This window comes from Sphingosinicella ginsenosidimutans (assembly GCF_007995055.1).
Classification (GTDB): domain Bacteria; phylum Pseudomonadota; class Alphaproteobacteria; order Sphingomonadales; family Sphingomonadaceae; genus Allosphingosinicella; species Allosphingosinicella ginsenosidimutans.
Genome location: NZ_VOQQ01000001.1, coordinates 2,195,140 through 2,215,837, shown reverse-complemented (window position 1 = coordinate 2,215,837; position 20,698 = coordinate 2,195,140). Strand labels below are relative to the sequence as shown.

The 20,698-nt window shown below is 70.1% G+C and carries 21 protein-coding genes; 15 read left to right on the top strand and 6 right to left on the bottom strand.

Annotated elements, in window-relative coordinates:
* The first annotated feature begins 33 nt into the window (after positions 1 to 33).
* Genes FRZ32_RS11030 through hisIE form a run of 8 tightly spaced genes read left to right on the top strand, consistent with a single transcriptional unit; the run spans position 34 to position 6,852 of the window.
* Entirely contained in the window at positions 34 to 360 is a 327-nt protein-coding gene (locus tag FRZ32_RS11030; RefSeq protein ID WP_147043550.1) for a YerC/YecD family TrpR-related protein, read from the top strand.
* Entirely contained in the window at positions 350 to 1,240 is an 891-nt protein-coding gene (gene hisG, locus FRZ32_RS11025; RefSeq protein ID WP_147043549.1) for an ATP phosphoribosyltransferase, read from the top strand. The genes FRZ32_RS11030 and hisG overlap by 11 nt, the downstream gene beginning before the upstream one ends.
* Positions 1,240 to 2,535 carry a histidinol dehydrogenase gene (gene hisD, locus FRZ32_RS11020; RefSeq protein ID WP_147043548.1) on the top strand — a complete coding sequence of 432 codons (1,296 nt, stop codon included), beginning with the start codon at positions 1,240 to 1,242 and terminating at the stop codon, positions 2,533 to 2,535. Before hisG ends, hisD begins: the two co-directional genes overlap by 1 nt.
* Positions 2,532 to 4,190 carry a histidinol-phosphate transaminase gene (gene hisC / locus FRZ32_RS11015; protein ID WP_147043547.1) on the top strand — a complete coding sequence of 553 codons (1,659 nt, stop codon included), beginning with the start codon at positions 2,532 to 2,534 and terminating at the stop codon, positions 4,188 to 4,190. The genes hisD and hisC overlap by 4 nt, the downstream gene beginning before the upstream one ends.
* Complete coding sequence (hisH, locus tag FRZ32_RS11010) at positions 4,187 to 4,768, top strand: imidazole glycerol phosphate synthase subunit HisH (RefSeq protein ID WP_147043546.1); 582 nt, start codon at positions 4,187 to 4,189, stop codon at positions 4,766 to 4,768. Before hisC ends, hisH begins: the two co-directional genes overlap by 4 nt.
* A complete protein-coding gene (locus FRZ32_RS11005; RefSeq protein WP_147043545.1) occupies positions 4,765 to 5,493 on the top strand; it encodes a 1-(5-phosphoribosyl)-5-[(5-phosphoribosylamino)methylideneamino]imidazole-4-carboxamide isomerase in 729 nt (242 codons plus the stop codon). Before hisH ends, FRZ32_RS11005 begins: the two co-directional genes overlap by 4 nt.
* Positions 5,480 to 6,244, top strand: a complete 765-nt coding sequence (gene hisF, locus FRZ32_RS11000; protein ID WP_147043544.1) for an imidazole glycerol phosphate synthase subunit HisF — start codon at positions 5,480 to 5,482, stop codon at positions 6,242 to 6,244. The genes FRZ32_RS11005 and hisF overlap by 14 nt, the downstream gene beginning before the upstream one ends.
* Positions 6,220 to 6,852: a bifunctional phosphoribosyl-AMP cyclohydrolase/phosphoribosyl-ATP diphosphatase HisIE gene (gene hisIE / locus FRZ32_RS10995; protein ID WP_147043543.1), complete on the top strand. Its 633-nt coding sequence runs from the start codon at positions 6,220 to 6,222 to the stop codon at positions 6,850 to 6,852. The genes hisF and hisIE overlap by 25 nt, the downstream gene beginning before the upstream one ends.
* On the opposite strand, the gene FRZ32_RS10990 is transcribed toward hisIE, so the two are convergent.
* The gene (locus FRZ32_RS10990) at positions 6,849 to 7,643 is read right to left on the bottom strand and encodes an inositol monophosphatase family protein (protein ID WP_205008264.1); all 795 of its coding nucleotides are present in this window, start codon (positions 7,641 to 7,643) and stop codon (positions 6,849 to 6,851) included. The genes hisIE and FRZ32_RS10990 overlap by 4 nt on opposite strands.
* A gap of 302 nt (positions 7,644 to 7,945) precedes the next feature.
* Between FRZ32_RS10990 and FRZ32_RS10985 the strand changes: the two genes are divergently transcribed.
* From FRZ32_RS10985 to FRZ32_RS10975, 3 genes are all read left to right on the top strand, one after another.
* Positions 7,946 to 8,284, top strand: a complete 339-nt coding sequence (locus FRZ32_RS10985) for a P-II family nitrogen regulator (protein WP_147043541.1) — start codon at positions 7,946 to 7,948, stop codon at positions 8,282 to 8,284.
* A 13-nt stretch (positions 8,285 to 8,297) separates the two neighbouring features.
* Positions 8,298 to 9,614, top strand: coding sequence for an ammonium transporter (locus FRZ32_RS10980; protein WP_147043540.1), 1,317 nt, complete (start codon positions 8,298 to 8,300; stop codon positions 9,612 to 9,614).
* Between the two features lie 149 nt (positions 9,615 to 9,763).
* Positions 9,764 to 10,516 carry a TorF family putative porin gene (locus tag FRZ32_RS10975; protein WP_147043539.1) on the top strand — a complete coding sequence of 251 codons (753 nt, stop codon included), beginning with the start codon at positions 9,764 to 9,766 and terminating at the stop codon, positions 10,514 to 10,516.
* Between the two features lie 3 nt (positions 10,517 to 10,519).
* On the opposite strand, the gene FRZ32_RS10970 is transcribed toward FRZ32_RS10975, so the two are convergent.
* From FRZ32_RS10970 to FRZ32_RS10950, 5 genes are all read right to left on the bottom strand, one after another.
* Positions 10,520 to 12,571 carry a TonB-dependent receptor gene (locus tag FRZ32_RS10970; RefSeq protein ID WP_147043538.1) on the bottom strand — a complete coding sequence of 684 codons (2,052 nt, stop codon included), beginning with the start codon at positions 12,569 to 12,571 and terminating at the stop codon, positions 10,520 to 10,522.
* Positions 12,572 to 12,578: 7 nt separating this feature from the next.
* A complete protein-coding gene (locus FRZ32_RS10965; protein ID WP_147043537.1) occupies positions 12,579 to 13,523 on the bottom strand; it encodes an aldo/keto reductase family protein in 945 nt (314 codons plus the stop codon).
* Positions 13,524 to 13,619: 96 nt separating this feature from the next.
* Positions 13,620 to 14,858, bottom strand: a complete 1,239-nt coding sequence (locus FRZ32_RS10960; protein ID WP_243445268.1) for a glycerate kinase type-2 family protein — start codon at positions 14,856 to 14,858, stop codon at positions 13,620 to 13,622.
* On the bottom strand, positions 14,855 to 15,826 hold the full coding sequence (locus tag FRZ32_RS10955; protein ID WP_147043536.1) for a 2-hydroxyacid dehydrogenase: 972 nt from the start codon (positions 15,824 to 15,826) through the stop codon (positions 14,855 to 14,857). Before FRZ32_RS10955 ends, FRZ32_RS10960 begins: the two co-directional genes overlap by 4 nt.
* A 54-nt stretch (positions 15,827 to 15,880) precedes the next feature.
* Positions 15,881 to 16,417, bottom strand: coding sequence for a MarR family winged helix-turn-helix transcriptional regulator (locus FRZ32_RS10950; protein WP_147043535.1), 537 nt, complete (start codon positions 16,415 to 16,417; stop codon positions 15,881 to 15,883).
* A gap of 171 nt (positions 16,418 to 16,588) precedes the next feature.
* Between FRZ32_RS10950 and FRZ32_RS10945 the strand changes: the two genes are divergently transcribed.
* Genes FRZ32_RS10945 through FRZ32_RS10930 form a run of 4 tightly spaced genes read left to right on the top strand, consistent with a single transcriptional unit; the run spans position 16,589 to position 20,698 of the window.
* Complete coding sequence (locus FRZ32_RS10945; RefSeq protein ID WP_147043534.1) at positions 16,589 to 17,218, top strand: hypothetical protein; 630 nt, start codon at positions 16,589 to 16,591, stop codon at positions 17,216 to 17,218.
* Positions 17,215 to 18,429 carry a DUF4350 domain-containing protein gene (locus tag FRZ32_RS10940; protein WP_147043533.1) on the top strand — a complete coding sequence of 405 codons (1,215 nt, stop codon included), beginning with the start codon at positions 17,215 to 17,217 and terminating at the stop codon, positions 18,427 to 18,429. Before FRZ32_RS10945 ends, FRZ32_RS10940 begins: the two co-directional genes overlap by 4 nt.
* A 2-nt stretch (positions 18,430 to 18,431) precedes the next feature.
* Positions 18,432 to 19,388 carry an AAA family ATPase gene (locus FRZ32_RS10935; protein WP_147044436.1) on the top strand — a complete coding sequence of 319 codons (957 nt, stop codon included), beginning with the start codon at positions 18,432 to 18,434 and terminating at the stop codon, positions 19,386 to 19,388.
* Positions 19,385 to 20,698 carry a DUF58 domain-containing protein gene (locus FRZ32_RS10930; protein ID WP_147043532.1) on the top strand — a complete coding sequence of 438 codons (1,314 nt, stop codon included), beginning with the start codon at positions 19,385 to 19,387 and terminating at the stop codon, positions 20,696 to 20,698. Before FRZ32_RS10935 ends, FRZ32_RS10930 begins: the two co-directional genes overlap by 4 nt.

Below are 20,698 nucleotides of genomic sequence, written 5' to 3'. Positions count from 1 at the left end.
CTGTTACATCGTGCTAACACAATGGATCGACCGATGGCCACCGCCACTGCCCTGCAACCGAGCCGCGACCCCGACGTCCTGACCGGCGATCTGTGCCGCGCATTGCTGCAGCCCGGGGATGCGGCGGCGATGGCGCGCCTGCTCGCGGACCTGTGCACCCCGGCCGAAATCCGGACCCTGGCGGAGCGCTGGCACGTCGCCCGGCTGCTCGATTCGACCGATCTCACCTATCGCGAGATTCACGACGCGACCGGCGTCAGCACCACCACGATCGTGCGCGTCGCGCGCTTCCTGAAGCAGGAGCGCAACCACGGCTATCGTGCCGCGCTCGATGCGCTGGAGACGCGCGATGCTGGTTGATTCGGGGCGGCTCCACATCGCGGTCCAGAAATCGGGCCGGCTCGCGGACTATAGCCGCGGGCTGCTTCGCGATGCCGGGCTCAAGATCCAGAACGGCAAGAATGCGCTCACCGCGCGCGTCGACAATTTTCCGATCGACCTCATGTTCGTGCGCGACGACGACATCCCGACCTTCGTCGCCGACGGCGTGTGCGAGTTCGGCATGGTGGGGCGCAACGTGCTGGAGGAGTTCGCGCTCGACCAGCCCGAGGCGCGCTTCGAGGTGATCGCACCGCTCGGCTTCGGCCGCTGCGCGCTGAAGATCGCGGCGCCCGAGGCGACGCCCTATCGCGGCCCCGAAAGCCTCGCCGGCGCGCGCGTCGCGACCTCCTATCCGCGCCTCACCCGGCGCTTTCTCGACGAGCGCGGGATCGACGCGACGGTCGTCAGGATGAACGGCGCGGTGGAGCTCGCGCCCCGGCTCGGCATCGCCGGTTTCATCTGCGATCTCGTGTCGACCGGCGCGACGCTGGAGGCGAACGGCCTCGTCCCGGTCGAAACGGTGATGGAGAGCGAGGCGGTGCTGGTCCGCACCCTGAAGCCGCTGTCGGCGGCGAAGCAGGGGCTGAGCGACAATCTGTGGCGGCGGATCGAGGGCGTGCTCGCCACGCAGGAATCCAAATATATCATGCTCAACGCGCCCGAGGAGGCGCTGGACGCCATCGCCGCGATCCTGCCCGGCGCCGAATCCCCGACGATCATCCCGCTCGCCGGCCGCGCCGGTCATTTCGCGGTCCATGCGGTGTGCCAGGAATCGGTCTTCTGGGAGACGCTGGAGAAGCTCAAGGCGGCGGGCGCCTCGGCGATCCTGGTCATGCCCATCGAAAAGATGATGATGTGATGCGCCGGCTGGTCTGGAGCGAACTGGATGAGGCCGGCCGCGTCGCCGCGCTCGCGCGCCCGGCCTCGCGGCGCGATCCGGCGCTGGTCGATGGCGTTCGCGCGATCGTCGACAAGGTGCGAGGCGGCGGCTGGACCGCGCTCGCCGACGAGGCGATGCGGATCGACGGCGCGATGCCGCAGCGCGTCGCCGTCGCCGACATTGCCGCGCGGGCGCGCCGCGATCTCCCGCCGGCCGATCTTGCGGCGATCGAGCTGGCCGCCGCCAATATCGATCGCTTCCACCGCGCCGGCCTGCCGAACGAGGTGGCGGTCGAGACCATGCCGGGCCTCGTCGTTCGCAAGGTCTGGCGGCCGATCGAGCGGGTCGGCCTCTACGTGCCGGGCGGCCGGACGCCCCTCTTCTCGACCCTGCTGATGCTCGCGCTTCCCGCCCGCGCGGCCGGCGTCGGCGAGATTGTCGCGGTCACCCCGCCGCGCCCCGATGGCGGGCTCGATCCGCTCGTCGCGCTCGCCGCCGATCTGGCCGGGATCGAGGCGGTGTGGACCGTCGGCGGCGCCCAGGCGATCGCCGCGCTCGCCTTCGGCGCCGGGCCGATCCCGCGCGTCGACAGGATCTGCGGGCCGGGCAATGCCTGGGTCGCGGAGGCCAAGACGCTCGTCGCCGGCCTTCCCGGCGGCCCCGCGATCGACATGCCGGCGGGCCCCAGCGAGCTGATGGTGATCGCCGATGCCGGCGCCGATCCGCGCCTCGTCGCCGCCGATCTGCTCAGCCAGGCCGAGCATGACGCCGCCGCGCAGGTCATGCTGGTGACGCACGCGCCGGCCCTCGCGGATGCGGTCGAGGCCGAGGTCGCGCGCCAGCTCGCCCCCCTGCCGCGCCGCGACATCGCCGCCGCATCGCTCGCCGCCGCGCGCGTCCTGCTGGTCGGCGGCGATGACGAGGCGGCCGCGATCGCCAACGCCTATGCGCCCGAGCATCTCTCGCTCGCCGTCGCGGAGCCGCGGGCGCTGCTGGCGCGCCTCGCCAATGCCGGCGCGATCTTCGCCGGCCGCGCCGCCGCCGAGACGTTCGGCGACTATCTCGCCGGCTCCAGCCATGTCCTGCCGACCGATGGCGCCGCCCGCGCCTGGAGCGGGATTTCGGCGATGAGCTTCATGAAGTCGATCACCGTGCAGGAGGTGACGGCCGAAGCGGCCCGCGCCGCCGCCGGTCCCGCCGCGGCGCTCGCGCGGCTGGAGGGCCTCGAAGCCCATGCCCGCGCGGCGGACCTGCGCGCGGAGGCGGCGGCATGAGCCTCCTCGCCCGCCTCGCGCGCCCCGAAATCCTCGCTCTCCCGCCGGTCGACATCGCGGCCCAGGCCAATGAGTCGTTCGGGCCGGACGCGATCAAGCTCGACGCCAATGAAAACCCCTATGCGCCGCTGGTCGAGGGTTCGCTCGCGGACGGGGTGAACCGCTATCCCGAGCCGCAGCCCATGGCGTTGCGGCGCGCGCTGGCGGCCCTCTACGGAGTCGCGCCGGACAATGTCGTCGCGACGCGCGGCGCCGACGATGCGATCGACATCCTGATCCGCACCTTCTGCCGCCTCGGCATCGACGCGGTTTCGATCTGCCAGCCGACCTTTTCCGCTTATGCCCAGTTCGCCCGGCTCCAGGGCGCGCGCGTGATCGAGACGCGGCTGACCGACAGCTTCGATTTCGACGCCGATGCCTTCCTCGCCGCCGTCGCTGGGGAGGCGGAGCTCAAGCTCGCCTTCCTCTGCGCGCCCAACAACCCGACCGGCAACCCGGTCGCGGCGTCCGACGTGCTTCGCGTCGCCGACGCCCGTCCTGATACGATCGTCGTCCTCGACGAAGCCTATATCGAGTTTTCGGAGCAGCCGAGCCTCGCCGCCGAGGCCGCCCGCCGCGACAATCTCGTCGTCCTTCGCACCCTCTCCAAGGCCTATGGCCTCGCCGGCGCACGCATCGGATGCGCGATCGGAACGGGCGAGCTCGCGGCGCTGATCGGCCGCGCCCTGCCGCCCTATCCGCTGCCGTCGCTGTCGATCCGCGCCGCCCTGGCGAGCCTCGCGCCGTCGCGCCGCCCGATTCACGAGGATCGGATCGCGCGGATCAAGGCGGATCGCGAGCGCATCGCCGGGCTGCTCGCCGGATCGCCGCTGGTCAGGTCCGTGCGAAGCGGCGGCGGCAATTTCCTGTTCCTCGATGTGGACGATCCGGCGGCGCTGGCGGCGAAGCTCACCGCGCGCGGCATCCGCGTCCGCTTCCGGCCCAATGCCGTGCCCGGCGGCCTGCGCCTGACCATCGGCACCGATGCCGAGAACCAGGCGGCGCTCGCCGCACTGGGCGTCGCGGCCGGCGGCCGGCCTTCCCGCCGCGCCACGGCCGCGCGCGATACGAAGGAGACGCGGATCGCGGTCGCGGTCGATCTCGACGCCGCCGCGCCGCGCAATATAGCCACCGGAGTCCCCTTCTACGATCACATGCTCGATCAGGTCGCGGCGCATGGCGGCTTCGCGCTCACCCTCGCCTGCGAAGGCGATCTCGAGATCGACGCGCATCACAGCATCGAGGATTGCGCCATCGCCTTCGGCCAGGCGCTGAGGGCGGCGCTCGGCGACCGCCGCGGCATCGGCCGCTTCGGCTTCGCGCTGCCGATGGACGAGGCGGAGGCGCAGGTGCTGATCGATCTGTCGGGCCGCCCCTTCAGCCGCTTCGAAGGCGATTTCGCGGCCAGCCATATCGGCGCCTATCCGACCGAAATGACGGCCCATGTCTTCCGCAGCCTCGCCGACACGCTCGGCGCGGCGATCCACGTCAAGGTTTCGGGCGAGAACGATCACCACAAGACCGAGGCCTGCTTCAAGGCGCTCGGCCGCGCGTTGCGGCAGGCGATCGCGCGCGAAGGCGGCGACGCGCTGCCGAGCACGAAGGGCGTGCTGTGACGCTCGCCATCGTCGATCTCGGCTACGGCAATATCGGATCGATCCGCATCGCGTTCGAGCGGCTCGGCGTGACGCCGATACTCACCGCCGACCCGGGGGAAATCGCCCGCGCGGACCGTGTCGTCCTGCCCGGCGTCGGCGCGGCGGCCTTCGCGATGGCGCGCATCGAGGAACGCGGCCTCGGCGATGTGCTGCGCGCCTTTCCGCGGCCGCTGCTCGGCATCTGCCTCGGGATGCAGCTGCTCTTCGATCGGTCCGAGGAAGAGGATGCGGCCTGCCTTGCCCTGATCGAGGGCGTCGTCCGACGGCTCGAACCGGCTGCCGGCCTCAGCGTGCCCCACATGGGCTGGAGCCGGCTGGCCGTCGCCGATCCCGGCTGCGGCCTCGCCGATGGCGACTATGTCTATTTCGCGCACAGCTACGCCTGCGACGACGGGCCGGCGACGATCGCGCGCGCCGATCACGGGCGCCCGATCCCGGCCGCGATCCGGCAGGGCAACGTGCTCGGCGCGCAATTTCATCCCGAGCGCTCCGGCGCGGCCGGCGCGCGCTTCCTCAGGGCCTTTCTCGACTCATGATCGTCTATCCCGCCATGGACCTTATGGGCGGCCGCTGCGTGCGGCTCGCGCAGGGCCGCTTTGACGAGGCCACCGTCTATGCCGGCGACCCGGCCGAGGCGCTCGCTGGCTTTGCGGCCGCCGGGGCCGAATGGGCGCATGTGGTCGATCTCGACGGCGCCAGGGCCGGCCGGCCGGTGCAGCACGATCTGGTCGCCTCGCTCGCCGGGCGGGCCCCGCTCAAGCTCCAGGTCGCGGGCGGCTTTCGCGACGCGGTGTCGGTCGCCGCCGCGCTCGCCGCCGGCGCGTCGCGGGTGGTGATCGGCAGCCTCGCGGTGCGCGATCCGGCGGCGGTGCGCGCGATCCTCGCGGCCAATGGCGCCGATCGGATCGCGCTCGCGCTCGACGTCAACGTCGTCGATGGCGCGCCGCTCGTCGCGACGGCGGGCTGGACGCAAAGCTCGGATCGCACGCTCTACGACGTTGCCGCCGACATTCCGCAGGCGCGGCACATGCTCGTCACCGATATTTCGCGCGACGGGATGATGCGGGGCCCCAATCTCTCCCTGATGCGCGAGATCGCATCGCGCCTGCCCCATGTCCGGCTCCAGGCGTCGGGCGGAGTCGCCGGCATCGCCGATCTCGCCGCGCTCGCCGGAACCGGCGCGGATGGCGCGATCGTCGGCCGGGCATTGTGGGAAGGACGCGTCGATCTTGCGGAGGCCCTGTCGCTTGCCCGCGCGTAGGATCATCCCCTGCCTCGACGTGAGGGACGGCCGCGTCGTCAAGGGCGTGCGGTTCCGCGATCATCGCGACGTCGGCGACGTCGTCGAGCACGCCTTGCGCTATCGCGACGAGGGCGCCGACGAGCTGGTCTTCTACGACATCACCGCGAGCGCGGAAGGGCGCGCGCTCGACACCGCCTGGATCGATCGGATCGCGCGGGTGATCGACATTCCCTTCGCGGTCGCCGGCGGAATCCGCGGCCTCGATCAGGCCGCCGCCTGCCTCGATGCCGGCGCCGACAAGGTTTCGATCAACTCGCCCGCACTGGAACGGCCGGCGCTGATCGCCGAGATCGCGCGCGCGTTCGGCAGCCAGTGCGTCGTCCTCGGGGTCGACAGCCTGGAGGCGGACGGGGATTATCGGGTGAAGCAATATACGGGCAGCGTCGCCGCGACCCGGGATTCCGGCCGCCGCACGCTCGATTGGGTCAGGGAGGCCACCGATCGCGGCGCCGGCGAGATCGTCCTCAACTGCATGAACCGGGACGGCGTGCGCGGCGGCTACGACATCGCGCATCTCGGCGCCGTGATCGATGCGGTCACCGTCCCGGTCATCGCCTCGGGCGGCGCCGGCGCGCGCGACCATTTCCGCGACGCCTTCGCGGCCGGCGCGAGCGGCGCGCTCGCAGCCACCGTTTTCCACGACCGGATCATCGCGATCCCGGACCTCAAGGAGTATCTGGCGACATGCGGGATCGAAATGCGCCGCTGAGCGCCGACGACATCGACAGGCTCGGCTGGGACAAAATGGACGGTCTCCTCCCCGCCATCGTCCAGGACGCCCAGACGGCGCAGGTGCTGATGCTCGGCTACATGAACCGGGAGGCGCTGGCGGCCACGCTCTCCTCGGGGTTCGTCACCTTCTTCAGCCGCTCGAAAGGGCGGCTGTGGCAGAAGGGCGAAACCAGCGGCAACAGGCTCGCTTTGGCCGCCATCCTGCCCGATTGCGATGGCGACGCGCTGCTCGTCACGGCGACGCCGGCCGGGCCGACCTGCCACCTCGGCACGCCGAGCTGCTTCGGCGGGGATGGCGCGCAGGGCATCGGCTTCCTCGCCCGCCTCGCCCGGATCGTCCGCGATCGCGCCGCCGCGGTGCCGGACCAGAGCTACACCGCCCGCTTGCTCGCCGAAGGCACGCCCCGCATCGCCCAGAAGATCGGCGAGGAGGGCGTCGAGCTCGCTCTGGCCGCCGTGTCGCGCGATCGCGACGGGTGCATCGAGGAGGCTTCGGACCTTCTCTATCACCTGACCGTGTTGATGGAGGCGCGGGGCTTCGGCTGGGCGGACGTGACCGCCAGGCTCGCCGAACGGCACCGCTAGAGCGCGAGCGTCCTCACCGCCGCCTCGAACAGCGCCGGCGTCGCCGCCGCGAGGACCTGCCCCTGGGCGAAATCCGCCTCGCCGCGCCAGTTGCCGACGACGCCGCCGGCCGCGCGGATCAGCGGCACGAGCGCCGCCCAGTCGTGCGGCTTCAGCCCCGATTCCGCCACGATATCGATGCTGCCCGCTGCGAGGCGCGCATAGGCATAGGCGTCGAAGCCGTAGCGGGTGAGCCGCGCCGCGCCGCGCAGCCGCGCAAAGGCTTCGGCCTCCACGCCCGCGAACAGATAGGGGTCGGTGGTCGCGAGCCGCGCGGTGGCGAGCGCCCGGCAATCGCTGACCGCGATCGGCGTCGCGCCGCCGCCGCGCTCCAGACGAGCCGTGCCGCCGAAGCCGACATAACGCTCGTCGAGCCGCGGCGCATCGACCAGGCCGAGCACCGGCCTGCCCTCGTCGAGCAGCGCGACCAGCGTCGTCCAACCCGGCAGCCCGCAAATGAACGCACGCGTCCCGTCAATCGGGTCGAGGCTCCACACAAACCTCGCATCGCCACGCAGAACCTCGAATTCCTCACCCGAAACCCCGTGATCGGGATAGTTCGCTTCGATGAGCGCGCGCATCGCAAGCTCCGCCTCGCGATCGGCGACGGTGACCGGATCGAAGGCGCCGCCTTCATTCTTGTCCTCTGCCGCCGACACGCCCGACTCGGCCGCCGGCAAGGTCACCGCGCGGGCCGCATCGGCGATCCGGCCGGCAAAGGCCGCGAATGTCTCGATCCTGCTTTCGTCCACTGGCGCGCTCCGGCCGTTTCCCGCGTGATAAACGCCCGCATTCCCGGCGCGCCAATCTTTTTTCGCATCCCGGCGATTCGCCATTTTGCTGCAGGGCAGCGGACGGGGAGTGCGCGTCCGTAGAATAATATTCCCATTCGATTTAGGCCACTTAGTCAGACCAGGCGTGAATTGTTCGCGCTCGCGTTGACGCACCGCAGCAATATCTCCTCCATTGTCCACGGAGCTTCGTCGCGGCGCCCTTGCCGCATCGGAGCGCCGGTTCATGGCCGGCATCCTGCCGGCCCGGGAAAGGGGGCGGAATGAAGCTGATCATAGCGATCATCAAGCCGTACAAGCTGGAGGAGGTGCGCGACGCGCTCGCCGCCATCGGCGTGGCCGGCATGACCGTGACCGAGGTGCGCGGCTTCGGCCGGCAGCGCGGCCAGCCGGAAATCTATCGCGGCGCCGAATATACGACGACCTTCGTGCCGAAGATCCGGCTCGACATCGCGGTCGCGGCCAATCTGGTGCCCGGCGTCCTGGAGGCGATCCAGGAAACCGCGAAGACCGGATCGATCGGCGACGGCAAGCTCTTCGTCCTCGATCTCGAACAGGCCGTCCGGATCCGCACCGGCGAGCAGAATGAAGACGCCATCTGACATGGGGGCACCAATGAATCGAACCAACTGGACTCGCGCCTCCGTGGCGGCGCTCGGCATCGCGGCGCTCGCCCTGCTGCCGGCGGCCGCCTCCGCGGCCGCGCCGGCGCCCGCCGTCGACAAGGGCGACGCCGCCTGGATGATGACCTCGACGATCCTCGTCCTCGCGATGATCGTGCCTGGCCTCGCGCTCTTCTATGGCGGCCTCGCGCGCGCCAAGAACATGCTTTCGGTGATGACCCAGGTCGGCGCCGTCGCCGCGCTCGCCATGCTGGTGTGGGTCGGCTGGGGCTATACCGAGGCGTTCGGTGACGGCGGCAATGCCTTCATCGCCGGCTTCGACAAGGCATTCATGCGCGGCGTCACCCCGGACAGCGTGTCGGGGACGATCCCCGAATATGTCTTCGCCTGCTTCCAGATGACCTTCGCCGCGATCACCATCGCGCTGGTCCTCGGCGCGGTCGTCGAGCGGATGAAGTTCTCGGCGGCGATGGTCTTCGCCCTCGTCTGGCTGACGATCGTCTATTTCCCGATCGCGCACATGGTGTGGGCATCGAACGGCCTCTTCTTCACGATGAGCCCGGCGGCGCTCGATTTCGCCGGCGGCACCGTCGTCCACATCAATTCGGGCGTGTCCGCGCTCGTCGCCTGCCTGATCCTGGGCAAGCGCATCGGTTATCCAAGGGAGCCGATGCCGCCGCACTCGCTGACGCTCACCGGGGTCGGCACCGGCCTGCTGTGGGTCGGCTGGTTCGGCTTCAACGCCGGATCGGCGCTTCAGGCGAACGGATCGGCAAGCCTGGCGATGATCAACACCTTCGTCGCCACCGCCTCGGCCGGGCTAGCCTGGATGCTGGTCGAGAAGATCACGGGTCACAAGCCGTCCGCGCTCGGCTTCTGCTCGGGCATCGTCACCGGCCTGGTCGCGGTGACTCCGGCAGCCGGCAACAGCGGCCCGATCGGCGCGATCGCGCTCGGCGCCGTCGCCTCGGCGATCTGCTACTTCGCGGTGACGAAGCTGAAGCCGAAGCTCGGCTATGACGACGCGCTCGACACGTTCGGGATCCACGGCGTCGGGGGCACGGTCGGCGCGATCGGCACCGGCATCGTCTACTCCTCCGCTCTTGGCGGGCCGAGCGGCGAAGGCTGGTCGATGGGCGCGCAGCTCCTCGTCCAGGTCGAGGCGGTCTTCACCACCTATGTCTGGGCCGCCATCGGCACGGTCATCGCCATCTATGCCGCCAAGCTCCTGACCGGCCTCAGGGTCACCGAGGAGGTGGAGCGCGAGGGTCTCGACCTCGGCGAGCATGGGGAGCGCGCCTACAACTGATCCGCCCGCCGGATCGCGACCGAAGACGCGTCGCCGGCGGCGGGATCCGCCGGCGACAACGGGGAGAACGACGCCCCGCGAGACCGCCTCGGGCACCCGGACGGGCGCCTGTGAGGACCATGCCAGACCCATAGAGGGGGAGATTATCGATGCGCCTTCACAACGTCCTTCACCTGTCCCTGCTCGCCGCCGCGGCGGGGACCGCCCTTGCCGCGACACCGGCCGCCGCGGCCGACATCGGCGGCGGCATTTCGGTCGGCGGAACGGCCACGCTCGTCAGCGACTACCGCTTCCGCGGCATTTCGCAGAGCGACCGGCGGTTCGCGCTCCAGGGCGGCTTCACGCTCACCCATGATTCCGGCGTCTATGCCGGGATCTGGGGTTCCTCGATCGACGATTATGTCGCCAATGGCAGCGACCAGGAGGTCGATTTCATCGCCGGCTATCATCACACATGGGGCGGCACGACGCTCGATTTCGGCTTCGTCTATTATTACTATCCGGGCAGCCACGGCGCGAACACCGACTTCATCGAGCCTTATGTCTCCGTCGCCCATACGCTCGGCCCGGTGACGGCGAAGGTCTCCGCCAATTATGCGCCCAGCCAGGGGGCACTGACGATCGGCAATGGCGACGAGGACAACTTCTACCTTGCCGGCGATCTTTCCGGCTCGTTCGGCGACAGCGGGTTCGCGGCCTCGGCCCATATCGGCCACAGCTTCGGGCCGAGCATCCTCACCATCGGCGACGAATATACCGACTGGAACGTCGGGCTCACCTATACGCGCGGCCCGCTGACGCTCGGCATCCAATATGTCGATACCGACGCCACCGCGATCACGCCGAACGGCCGCAATGCGAGCGGCTCGGGCGTGGTCGGCTCGATCGGCGTCTCCTTCTAGCGATCAGCCGCGCCAGTTGAGGCCGATCCAGAAGGTGCGCGGATTGGCCCGTTCGACAAGGTCGTCGCCGGAAATGCCGGCGACGACCCGCGCGCCGGCCAGGTTCTCGCCGCGAAGCTCGATCGAAAGGCGCCGCGTAACCGGAACGGCGACGACGGTGTCGACCGTCAGCGCATCGGGGATAAGCTGGCTGTTGCGATCGTCTTCATACTGCCCGCCGACATAGCGCGCCGTGACCGACGCATAGGCGCCGCGCGGATCGGACCATGACAGCGTCGCGACGGCGCTGGGGCGGGGCGTCTGCGCGGGCCGAAGCCCGTCAAGCCGCAGCGCCGGCCCGCTCCCCCTCACCGTCGCATCGGCGAAGGCATAGCCCGCCGAAAGATGCCAGCGGCCGACATCGATGCGGGCATCGAGCTCGACACCGCGGCTGACGATCGCGTCGAGATTGCCGCGCTGGCTGAACGTGCCGCCGGCGGCGACGAAGCCGACCTGCGGAAAGGTCCCCGGCCCTTCGCCGAGGCTGATGTTGGCGATCGCATCCTTCAGCCGGTTGGCGAAGACGGTCGCGCCGAACCGGACATGGGGCAGCGGCCGCAGGTCGATCCCCGCCTCGATCCCGTCGAGCCGCTCGGGCGAAAGGCCGGCATTGGCGGCCGTCGCGTCGGGCCCGGCGCGGAATGGGCGATAGAGCTCGTTCAGCGTCGGCAGCCGCCAGCCACGATAAGCCGCCGCGCGCAGGGTCAGCGCATCCGACGCATGCCATGCGGCGCCTGCCCTCCCGGTCGGCTCCCAGCCGCGGCGCGATGGAAAGACGGTGCTGGCCAATGGCGCGCCGGTGCCGAGCATCCGTTCATCGAGAAAGCCCGGCGCGATCGCCCAGCGATCGATCCGCCCGCCCGCCGTCAGCGTGAAACCGCCGGTGCGCGCGGTCAGCTCGGCGAAGGCGCCGTAGGTGTCCGTTTGCCCGCCGGCGATGCGCCCCTTCGTGCCGGCGCCGCCGACGAAGGCGAAGCGCTCCTCGGTCCGCCCGCGCGTCTCGCGCCAGTCGGCGCCGAGCCGCAGCTCGACGGGCCCGGTCAGCGGCCGGATCTCGCCGCGCGCGCCGATGCCGGTCGAGGGAACGGCATATTGTTCGGACACCCGGGTCGCGGCGCTGCGCTCGGCGTTGACCGAGGCGAAGCTGTTGTAGAATTGCCGCGTCTGGACATAAGCGAGCAGCGAGAACGGCACCGCGCCCTTGCCGACGAGACGGAGCGACGCATCGGTGCCCTGCGTCTCGATGTCGCTGAATGCGGTGCCGCGCTCGCGCCGGTCGTCGAAAGCGTCGAGATTCGCCTGCAGTTCAAGATCCGGCCCGACCGCCGCGATCCCGCGCAGATCGATGCTGGCCTGTTCGTAGGGCGCAGGGCGATCGGCCGGACCCCGCTGAGCCGCGACGATCGGCGCGAAGCCGTCGCCGCGCGCATAGGCGCCGGACAGGCTGACGAAGCCGGCCCCCGCATGGACGCCCAACCCGGCATAGGCATCGATGCTGTCGCGGCTGCCATAGGCGATCCCGGCACGCAGCCCATCGATCTCGTCCGGCGCCGCGCTTTCCAGCTCGATCGTCCCCGAAAGCGCGCCCGGCCCCGACACGCCCGATCCGCCGCCGCGGATCACGCGCACCCGGCCCAGCCGGCGGGGATCGAAGGCCGGCCAGGTGATCCAGCCGCCGAACGGATCGCTCTGCGGCACCCCATCGAGCAGCAGCAGCGCCCGGCTCGACGCATTGCCGCCGAGCGCGCGGAGCGTCGCGCCCTGGCTGGTCGGATTGGCGGAGGAGGAATCGGAGCGGCGGAAGAGCTGGAAACCAGGCACGTCGCCGAGCACGTCCTCCATCCGGTTCGACGGCGCGTTGACGAGCCGATCGCGATCGATCGTGACGACGTCATAGACGGCGTCGCCGGGGCTTTCGGCAAGACCGTGGCCGGTGACGACGATCGTCGGACCGATGTCAGCGGGTGCCGGCCCCCCTGCACTGGCCAGGCAAAGGAGGACGAAATCGAGGCTCATTCCATCGTCAGTCGAGCGCCTCGGCCATGATCCGCTCGGCCTGTGCGAACAGGGCCGGATCGACCGTGGCGTCGGACGCCGCTGCATTCTCGACCACCTGAGATGGCCGCGAGGCGCCGATGATCGCCGAGGCGACATTCGGCTCGCGCAGCACCCAGGCGAGCGCGAACTGGGCGAGGCTGAGCCCCGCATCCGCGGCGACCGGCTTCAGCTTCTGCACCGCCGCGAGGATCGGCCGGTCCATGAAGCGATCCATCCAGCCGCCCATCTCCGGATCGTTGGCGCGGCTGTCGGCGGGCGGCGGCGAATCCGGATCATATTTGCCGGTCAGCACGCCCTGTCCCAATGGCGACCAGACGATCTGCGAGATGCCGTTGGCTGCGCAGAGCGGGATCACCTCCGCCTCGGGCTCCCGCCACAGCAGGGAATATTGCGGCTGGCTCGAGACGAAGCGGGCCACGCCTGCCATCTCGATCGCCGCGCGGATCTTGTCGGCGGGCCATTCGGAAAAGCCGATATAGCGGGTCTTCCCGCTCTCCACCGCGCGGGTCAGCGCCTGCATCGTCTCCTCGAGCGGCGTCTCCTCGTCGTAGCGATGGCATTGATAGAGATCGACATGGTCGGTCCGCAGCCGCTGCAACGACGCGTCCAGCTGCTTTTCCACCTGCGCCGCCGAAAGACCGCGATCGGTCTCCGTCATCGGGAAATAGAGCTTCGTCGCGAGCACGTAGGAGTCGCGCGGCCGGCCGGCGAGCGCCTCACCCAGAAAGCGTTCCGCCGCGCCGCGGCCATAGATATTCGCGGTGTCGATGAAGTTGATCCCGACATCGAACGCCTTGTCGATACAGGCACGCGCCGCATCGGCCTCGACCCCGACGCCGAACGTGAGCCACGAGCCGAGCGAGATTTCGGAGACCTTCAGGTCGCTCTGGCCAAGCCTGCGATATTTCATCCGTCCTGCTCCTCCCGGTGAATGTCGCGAACACCCCCGCGCGACCAACATTCGCCGCAGCGAATCGCTCCATCGCATCTAGGCCGCGGCGCCGCGCTAGGCGACGAGGATCGCCCGGAAATCGTTCACGTTGGTGAAGGTCGGACCGGTGACGATCCCATCGCCCAGCGCGGCGAAGAAGGCGTGGGCATCATTGTCGGCGAGCGCGGCGGCGGGATCGATGCCGAGCGCGCGGGCGCGGGCGAGACTGTCGGGGCCGATGATCGCGCCGGCCACCTCCCCGACGCCGTCGATCCCGTCCGTGTCGGCCGCGAGCGCGTGGATGCCCGGCGCGCCGTCGAGGGCGATGGCGAGGGCAAGCAGGAATTCGGCATTCCGCCCGCCTCGCCCACGCCCCCGCACCGTCACCGTCGTCTCGCCGCCGGACAGGAGCACGCAAGGCCGCGCCGTGGCCAGCGTCCTCGCCGCCATCGCGCGGGCGACCTCACGCGCCTCCCCTTCGATGGCATCGCCGAGCATCGTGACCGGCAGGCCCGCCGCCCGGGCGACCCCGGCCGCCGCCTCCAGCGCCAGTCGCGGCGCGGCGATGATCCTCGCCCCCGCGCGCGCGAGCCGGGGATCGCCCGGCTTCACCGATTCCGCCGCGCCGGTGACAAGCAGATGGCGCGCCGCCGCCGGCACCTGAAGTCCGTGCCGGTCGATCAGCGCCAGCGCTTCGGCGCAGGTCGTTGGATCGCCGACGGTGGGGCCGGAGGCGATGTCGATCGGATCGTCGCCGGGCACGTCGGAAATGAGCAGGCTGAGCACCCGCGCCGGATGGCAGGCGGCGGCGAGGCGGCCGCCCTTGATCGCGGAGAGGTGCCGCCGCACCAGGTTCATGCCGCCGATCGGGACGCCGGAGCGAAGCAGCATCTCGCTCAACGCGCGCTCGTCGTCGAGGGTGAGCGGCGGCACGGGCATCGCCAGCAGCGCCGATCCGCCGCCCGACATCAGGCACAAAGCGAGATCGTCCGGGCCGAGGCCGGCCGCGATCGCCATCATCCGTCGCGATGCATCGAGGCCCGCTTCGTCCGGGATCGGATGGCCCGCCTCGACAATCTCGATCCGGCGGCAGGGGACGGCGTGGCCGTAGCGGGTGACGACCAGCCCGGAAAGCGCGCCCGGCCAATGATCCTCCACCGCCCGCGCCATCGCCGCGGACGCCTTGCCCGCGCCAAGCACGACGAGGCGGCCCGGCGGCGGTTCGGGGAGATGTCCCGGAATGACGTTCGCCGGCTGCGCGGAGGCGACGGCCATATCGAACATCATGCGAAGGAACCGGCGGGGATCGGTCACTGCCCCGCAATCACCTCGCGCACCCCGTCGGCGTCGCCGCGATCGATGGCGTCGAGCGAATCGAGCAGGCTCGCCGCCATGTCGATCCGCGCGGTCATCGTCGAGCTGCCGATATGCGGCATCAGGAAGGCGTTGGGCAGATCGAGATAGCGTCGATCGAGATTGGGCTCGTTGTTGAACACGTCGAGCCCGGCCCCAGCGATCCGCCGATCGCGCAGAGCGGAGATCAACGCGTCATCGTCGACCACCGCGCCGCGCGCGATGTTCACCACGATCGCATCCTTCGGCAGCAGCGCGATCCGCGCCGCATCGAGCAGGCCCGTCGTCTCGGGCGTGACCGGACAGGCGAGCATCAGCACGTCGCAGGCGGCGAAGAAACTTTCCTCCGCCTCGTGGTAGATTGCGCCCTGCTCCACCTCGGGCGCCAGCGGGCGGCGGGTGCGGTAATGGATCTCCATGTCGAAGCCGCGCGCGCGCCGCGCGATCCGCTGTCCGATCCGGCCCATGCCATAGATGCCCATGCGCCGTCCGGTCACCTGAAGCCCGACCAGCTCGGTCGGGTTCCAGCCCGCCCAGGCGCCCGACCGAAGCAGTTCGATGCTCTCGGTCGCGCGGCGCGCGGCGCCGAGCATCAGCAGCATCGCGGTCTCGGCAACCGCATCGGTGAGGACGTCGGGCGTGTGGAGCACGCGCAGCCCGCGCGCCTGTGCCGCGGCGAGATCGATATGCTCATGGCCGACCGAATAAGTGCCGAGGATCTCCACCGATGGCGCCAACGCAGCGATCGCAGCCTCGTCCATCCGGTTGGCGGGCGAGACGATGAGAGTGCGCGCACCGGCGCTCGCCCCGGCGATCTCGGCGATGCCCATGGTCCGGCCCGAGAGGTTGAAGGCGGCATCGCGGCGCGAGGCCACCAGCGCCCGCACCTCGGGCAGCAGCGGCACCGCGACGAACAGCTCGGCTGACATGGCCTGCTGCTAGAAGCCGCGGCGGCGCGAGGCAATGCCGACGCGGCGCCTTTGTCAGTCGAGCCGCATCCGATCTTCCACCGCGTTCAGCATTTTCTCGCAAAGCTGCGCGAGCTTCTGCCGTTCCCGCGGGCTGAGCGGCGAGGGCTCTCCGACGATCGGAAAGGCCTGAGCGAGCTTCGTCAGCGATTCGTCCGCCATATCGCGTCCACGATCGGTCAACCGGATCAGGAAACCGCCGGCATGTGAAGGATCGGGCCCGCGCTCGACCAGGCCGGCCGCGGCGAGCCGATCGACCTGCTTGGTGATCGCCCCCGACGTGACGAGCAGCCGCCGGAACAATTCGGTCGGCCGGAGCGCATAAGGCTCCCCGGCCCGGCGAAGTGCGCGAAGCACCCGCGCGTCGGAGCTGCTTATCCCGAACCGCTCGAGGCTATATTGATTGTCGATCCGGTCCAAAAGTCTTCCAAGTCGCCGGATATAAATGATGTGGAGATAGTCGGCCGGGTCGAGATCGGGCCGCTCCCGCGCAAGCGACGAGGCGATTTCCTGAGCGCTGTTCGACTGGGGCGGATTCTTCCTCCTGCCCATATTCTTGATCCTTCCCCACAATCAGGAGGATTTATTTAATTAGTGTCGCAGAAACTTCAAAGCCCGGCGAACGCATGACAATAATGTTCATGTGTGTGGCAGTTGCGCGTTGGCTGCGGCCCTGCCTAGACTGGCGCCGGGCGGCGCGGGGCCGTCGAGGGGGAATCGCAGATGCAGGCCAAGCCGATCGACGGAGGCCCGCCGCCGATCGATGCCGGCGCGTTCGCGGAGGCGCACCGGCGCCTTCTGGCGGACCGCGCCACCCAGTTCGATCTTCCCCGCTATGAGCCGCCGCATACGCCCGCGTGGCTCCACGATCTATGGACCTGGCTGAAAGCCGGGGCGCCGGTCGTCTTCTGGATCGGAGTCGCGGCCCTCGCCCTCTTTCTCCTCCTTGTCCTCTTCCGCTGGGCGACGGGACGCGACTGGCGCTGGCGGCGGCGTCGCAAGGATGAGACGGCCGAGGACTGGCGGCCGGACGAAGCGCCCGCGCGCCAGCTGCTCGCCGAGGCGGACCAGCTTGCCGCGCAGGGGATGTTCTCGGAGGCGGCGCATCTCCTGCTCTTCCGGTCGATCGCCGATATCGACGCGCGCCGGCCCGACCTCATCGGTCCCGCGCTCACCAGCCGGGACATCGCCGCCCTCACCGCCATTCCCGATCGCCCGCGCGGCGCCTTCGCGCTGATCGCCGCGCTCGTCGAGCGCAGCCTGTTCGCGCTGCAGCCGCTGGGCGAGGGCGACTGGCGCAGGGCGCGATCGGCCTATGAGGATTTCGCCTTCGTCGAGGGATGGCGCGGGTGAGCGCGCGCGGCCAGCCCTTCGATCCGACGGTGGTCGTCGGCATCATCGTCGCCGGCCTGATCGCCTTCGGGGCCCTCATCCTGCTGCTGGCCTTCGGGAGCGATCTCAACCGGCCGGGCACTGGCTCTCCCGGCCGCGGCCATGCCCTGTCGCGCTCCGCCATCGGGTTCAGCGGCCTCGTCGCGCTCGCCGGGGAATTCCGCGAGGTCCGACTCGTGCGCGATCCAGCCGATCTCGACGATGAGAACCTGGTCGTCGTCACCCTCGAACCACTGGGCAGCCCAGGCGATTTCGAGCGGCTGCTCGATCGTCGCGGCAGCCGGCCGACGCTCGTCATCCTCCCGAAATGGGCGACGGTTGCCGACCCCCGCCATCGCGGTTGGGTCCGCTCGATCGGCCCCGGCGCCGGGGCGATCGGCGCCCGGCTGCTCGGCAAGGATGTCGGCATCGATATCGCGCGCAACACGGACCGGGCACGCGTGGAAGGACGATCCTTCCTCCGGGGCCTGTCGATCGCGGCGCCCGAATCGCCCCAGATCATCACCGCCGACAACCTCGAACCGCTGCTGACCTTGCCTGATGGCGCGACCCTGCTGGCGCGGCTTCCGAACCGGGCAATCTACGTCGCCGCCGATCCCGACCTGTTCGACAATCTGGGGCTGAAGAACCCGGAGACGGCGCGCGCCGCGCTCAGGATCCTCGACGAGCTGAACGAAACCGGCGCGCGGCGGATCGACTTCGATCTTACGATGAATGGCGAGGGAGGCGTCGAGGAGCGTCATCCCAACATGCTGCGCACCGCGTTCGGGCCGCCCTTCCTCGCGATGACGCTCGCGATGCTGGTCGCCGCGCTGCTCGCCGGCCTGCATGGCGCCGTCCGCTTCGGCCCCGCCCGGCGCGCGGCGCGCGCGCTGCCCTTCGGCAAATCCGCGCTGGTGGAAAACAGCGCCGGGCTCATCCGCCTCGCGCGGCGCGAGCCGAGCCTCGGCGGTGCCTATGCCGCGGTGCTGCGCCATGAAGCCGCCCGCGCGGCCGCGGCGCCGCAATGGCTGAGCGACGAGCAGCTCGACGCCTATCTCGACCGGCTGACCCGGCCCGGCGCCGAACCTTTCAGCACGCTGGCCGCGCGGCTCGGCGAGGCCCAAGACCGCGCCGGCCTGATCGAGGCCGCGCGGGCCCTGTTTCAATGGAAGAAGGACGCGATCCGGTGAGCATGAACGTCACTGAGGTGAAGGATCTGGCGGAAGAGATTCGCCAGGAGATACGGCGCGCCATCGTCGGCCAGGACGAGGCGGTCGAGCTGATGCTGATCGCGCTTTTCTCCTCCGGCCATATCCTGCTCGAAGGCCCGCCGGGGACGGCCAAGACCTTCCTCGCCCAATGTTTCGCGCGTGTGCTCGGCCTCGATTTCGGTCGCATCCAGTTCACGCCGGACCTGATGCCCGGCGACATCCTCGGCTCCAACCTGTTCAACTTCCAGACCAGCCAGTTCACGCTCACTCGCGGGCCGATCTTCTGCGAACTGCTCCTGGCCGACGAGATCAACCGCACCCCGCCGAAAACGCAGGCCGCGCTCCTCGAGGCGATGCAGGAGCGGGCCGTCACCATCGACGGAGAGACGCACCGCCTGCCCGATCACTTCATGGTGATCGCGACCCAGAACCCGATCGAGCAGCAGGGCGTCTATCCGCTGCCGGAGGCGCAGCTCGATCGTTTCCTGTTCAAGCATGTGATGGCCTATCCCTCCGCCGAGGAGGAGAAGCGCATCGTGGCCGCGCATGGCGCCCGCTTCGGCGCGCCCCGGGCCGAGGATTGGGGGATCGAGGCCAAGGTCGATCGCGCGCGCCTTGCCGACCTCAGCAGCGCCGTCGCAGCCGTGCCGATGGTCGATGCGGTGACCGACTATATCGTCGCGCTGACGCGGGCGACGCGCGAGGCGCCGGACCTCGAAACCGGCGCATCGCCGCGCGCCGCCGCGATGCTCGCCGGCGCGGCCCGGGCGCGCGCCGCGCTCGAGGGGCGCGATTATGTGCTCCCCGACGACGTCAAGGCGCTCGCGCCCGCGGTGCTGCGCCACCGCGTCATCCTTTCGGCCGCGGCCGAGATCGAGGGCCGCCCGGTCGAAAGCGTGATCACCCGCCTGATCGACGAGGTTGGAGCGCCCCGTTGATCTATCCGACGCGCCGGATGATCCTCGTCGCCGCCGCGATCGCGCCGGCCGCGCTGGTGCTCGGCCTCGTCCTGCCCGCCTGGTGGACCGCGGGGCTCGCGCTGCTGGTGTTCCTCATCCTGCTCGCCGGGGTCGATATGCTTGCCGGCGTTCCGACGCGCAGCATCGCTGTGACCTGCGAAGGGCCGGGATCGGTCGGCGTCGGCGAATCTTTCTCCATCCTCGCCCGGCTGCGGTTCGAAAGGCAAGCGCCCGGCTTCGCCGAGGCGGCGCTCGGCATGGATGGGCCGATCGCCGCGCCGCAGGGCTGGCGCGCCAACGTCGATCTCGTCGGCGATGGGGGCAGCGCCGCCTTCGCGCTCATCGCCGAGCGGCGCGGCACCATCCGGCTGGAGGCGATCTGGACGCGCTGGACCGGACCGCTCGGCCTCATCTGGAAACAGCGCCGCCTCGTCCTCGACCAGGCAATTCTGGTTCTCCCCAATATCCGCCCGGTGCGCGAGGATGCCGCGCGCATCGTCAATCGCGATGCAATGCACGGCCTCATCGCCCAGATGCAGCTTGGCGAGGGCGCGGAATTCGAGGCGCTCGCCGAATTCCGCCAGGGCATGGACCGGCGCGCGATCGACTGGAAGCAATCGGCCCGCCACACCGCCCTTCTCGCCAAGGAGTATCGCACCGAGCGCAACAACAATGTCGTGATGGCGCTCGATGCCGGCCGGGCGATGTGCGAGCCGATCGGCGGCGTGCCGCGTATCGATCGCGCCGCTTCGGCCGCGCTGCTCACCGCCTATGTGGCCTTGAAGGAGGGCGACCGCGTCGGCTTCTTCGCCTTCGATTCACGACCGCGCGCGTCGAGCGCGCCGATCGCCGGCCCGCGCGCTTTCCCGATGCTTCAGCGGGTCGCCGCCGGGATCGACTATTCGGACAACGAGACCAATTACACGCTCGCGCTCGCGACGCTTGCCGGGTCGCTGTCGCGACGCTCGCTCGTCATCGTCTTCACCGAATTCGCCGATACGATCAGCGCCGAGCTGATGCTCTCGGCGCTCGGCCCCCTGCTCAAGCGCCATGTCGTCCTGTTCGTCGTGCTGAAGGACGAGGAGCTTGAAGCCTTCACCGCCGCCGAGCCGGCCGAAGCCGACGATGTCAGCCGCGCGGTGATGGCCGCCGCGCTGCTGCGCGAGCGGGCGCTGGTGCTGACCCGCCTGCGCCATCTCGGCGTCGAAGTGGTCGAGGCGGCGGCCAGCCAGGCGGGGCCGGCTCTGGTCCAGGCCTATCTCGACATCAAGCGGCGGAGCCTGATCTGA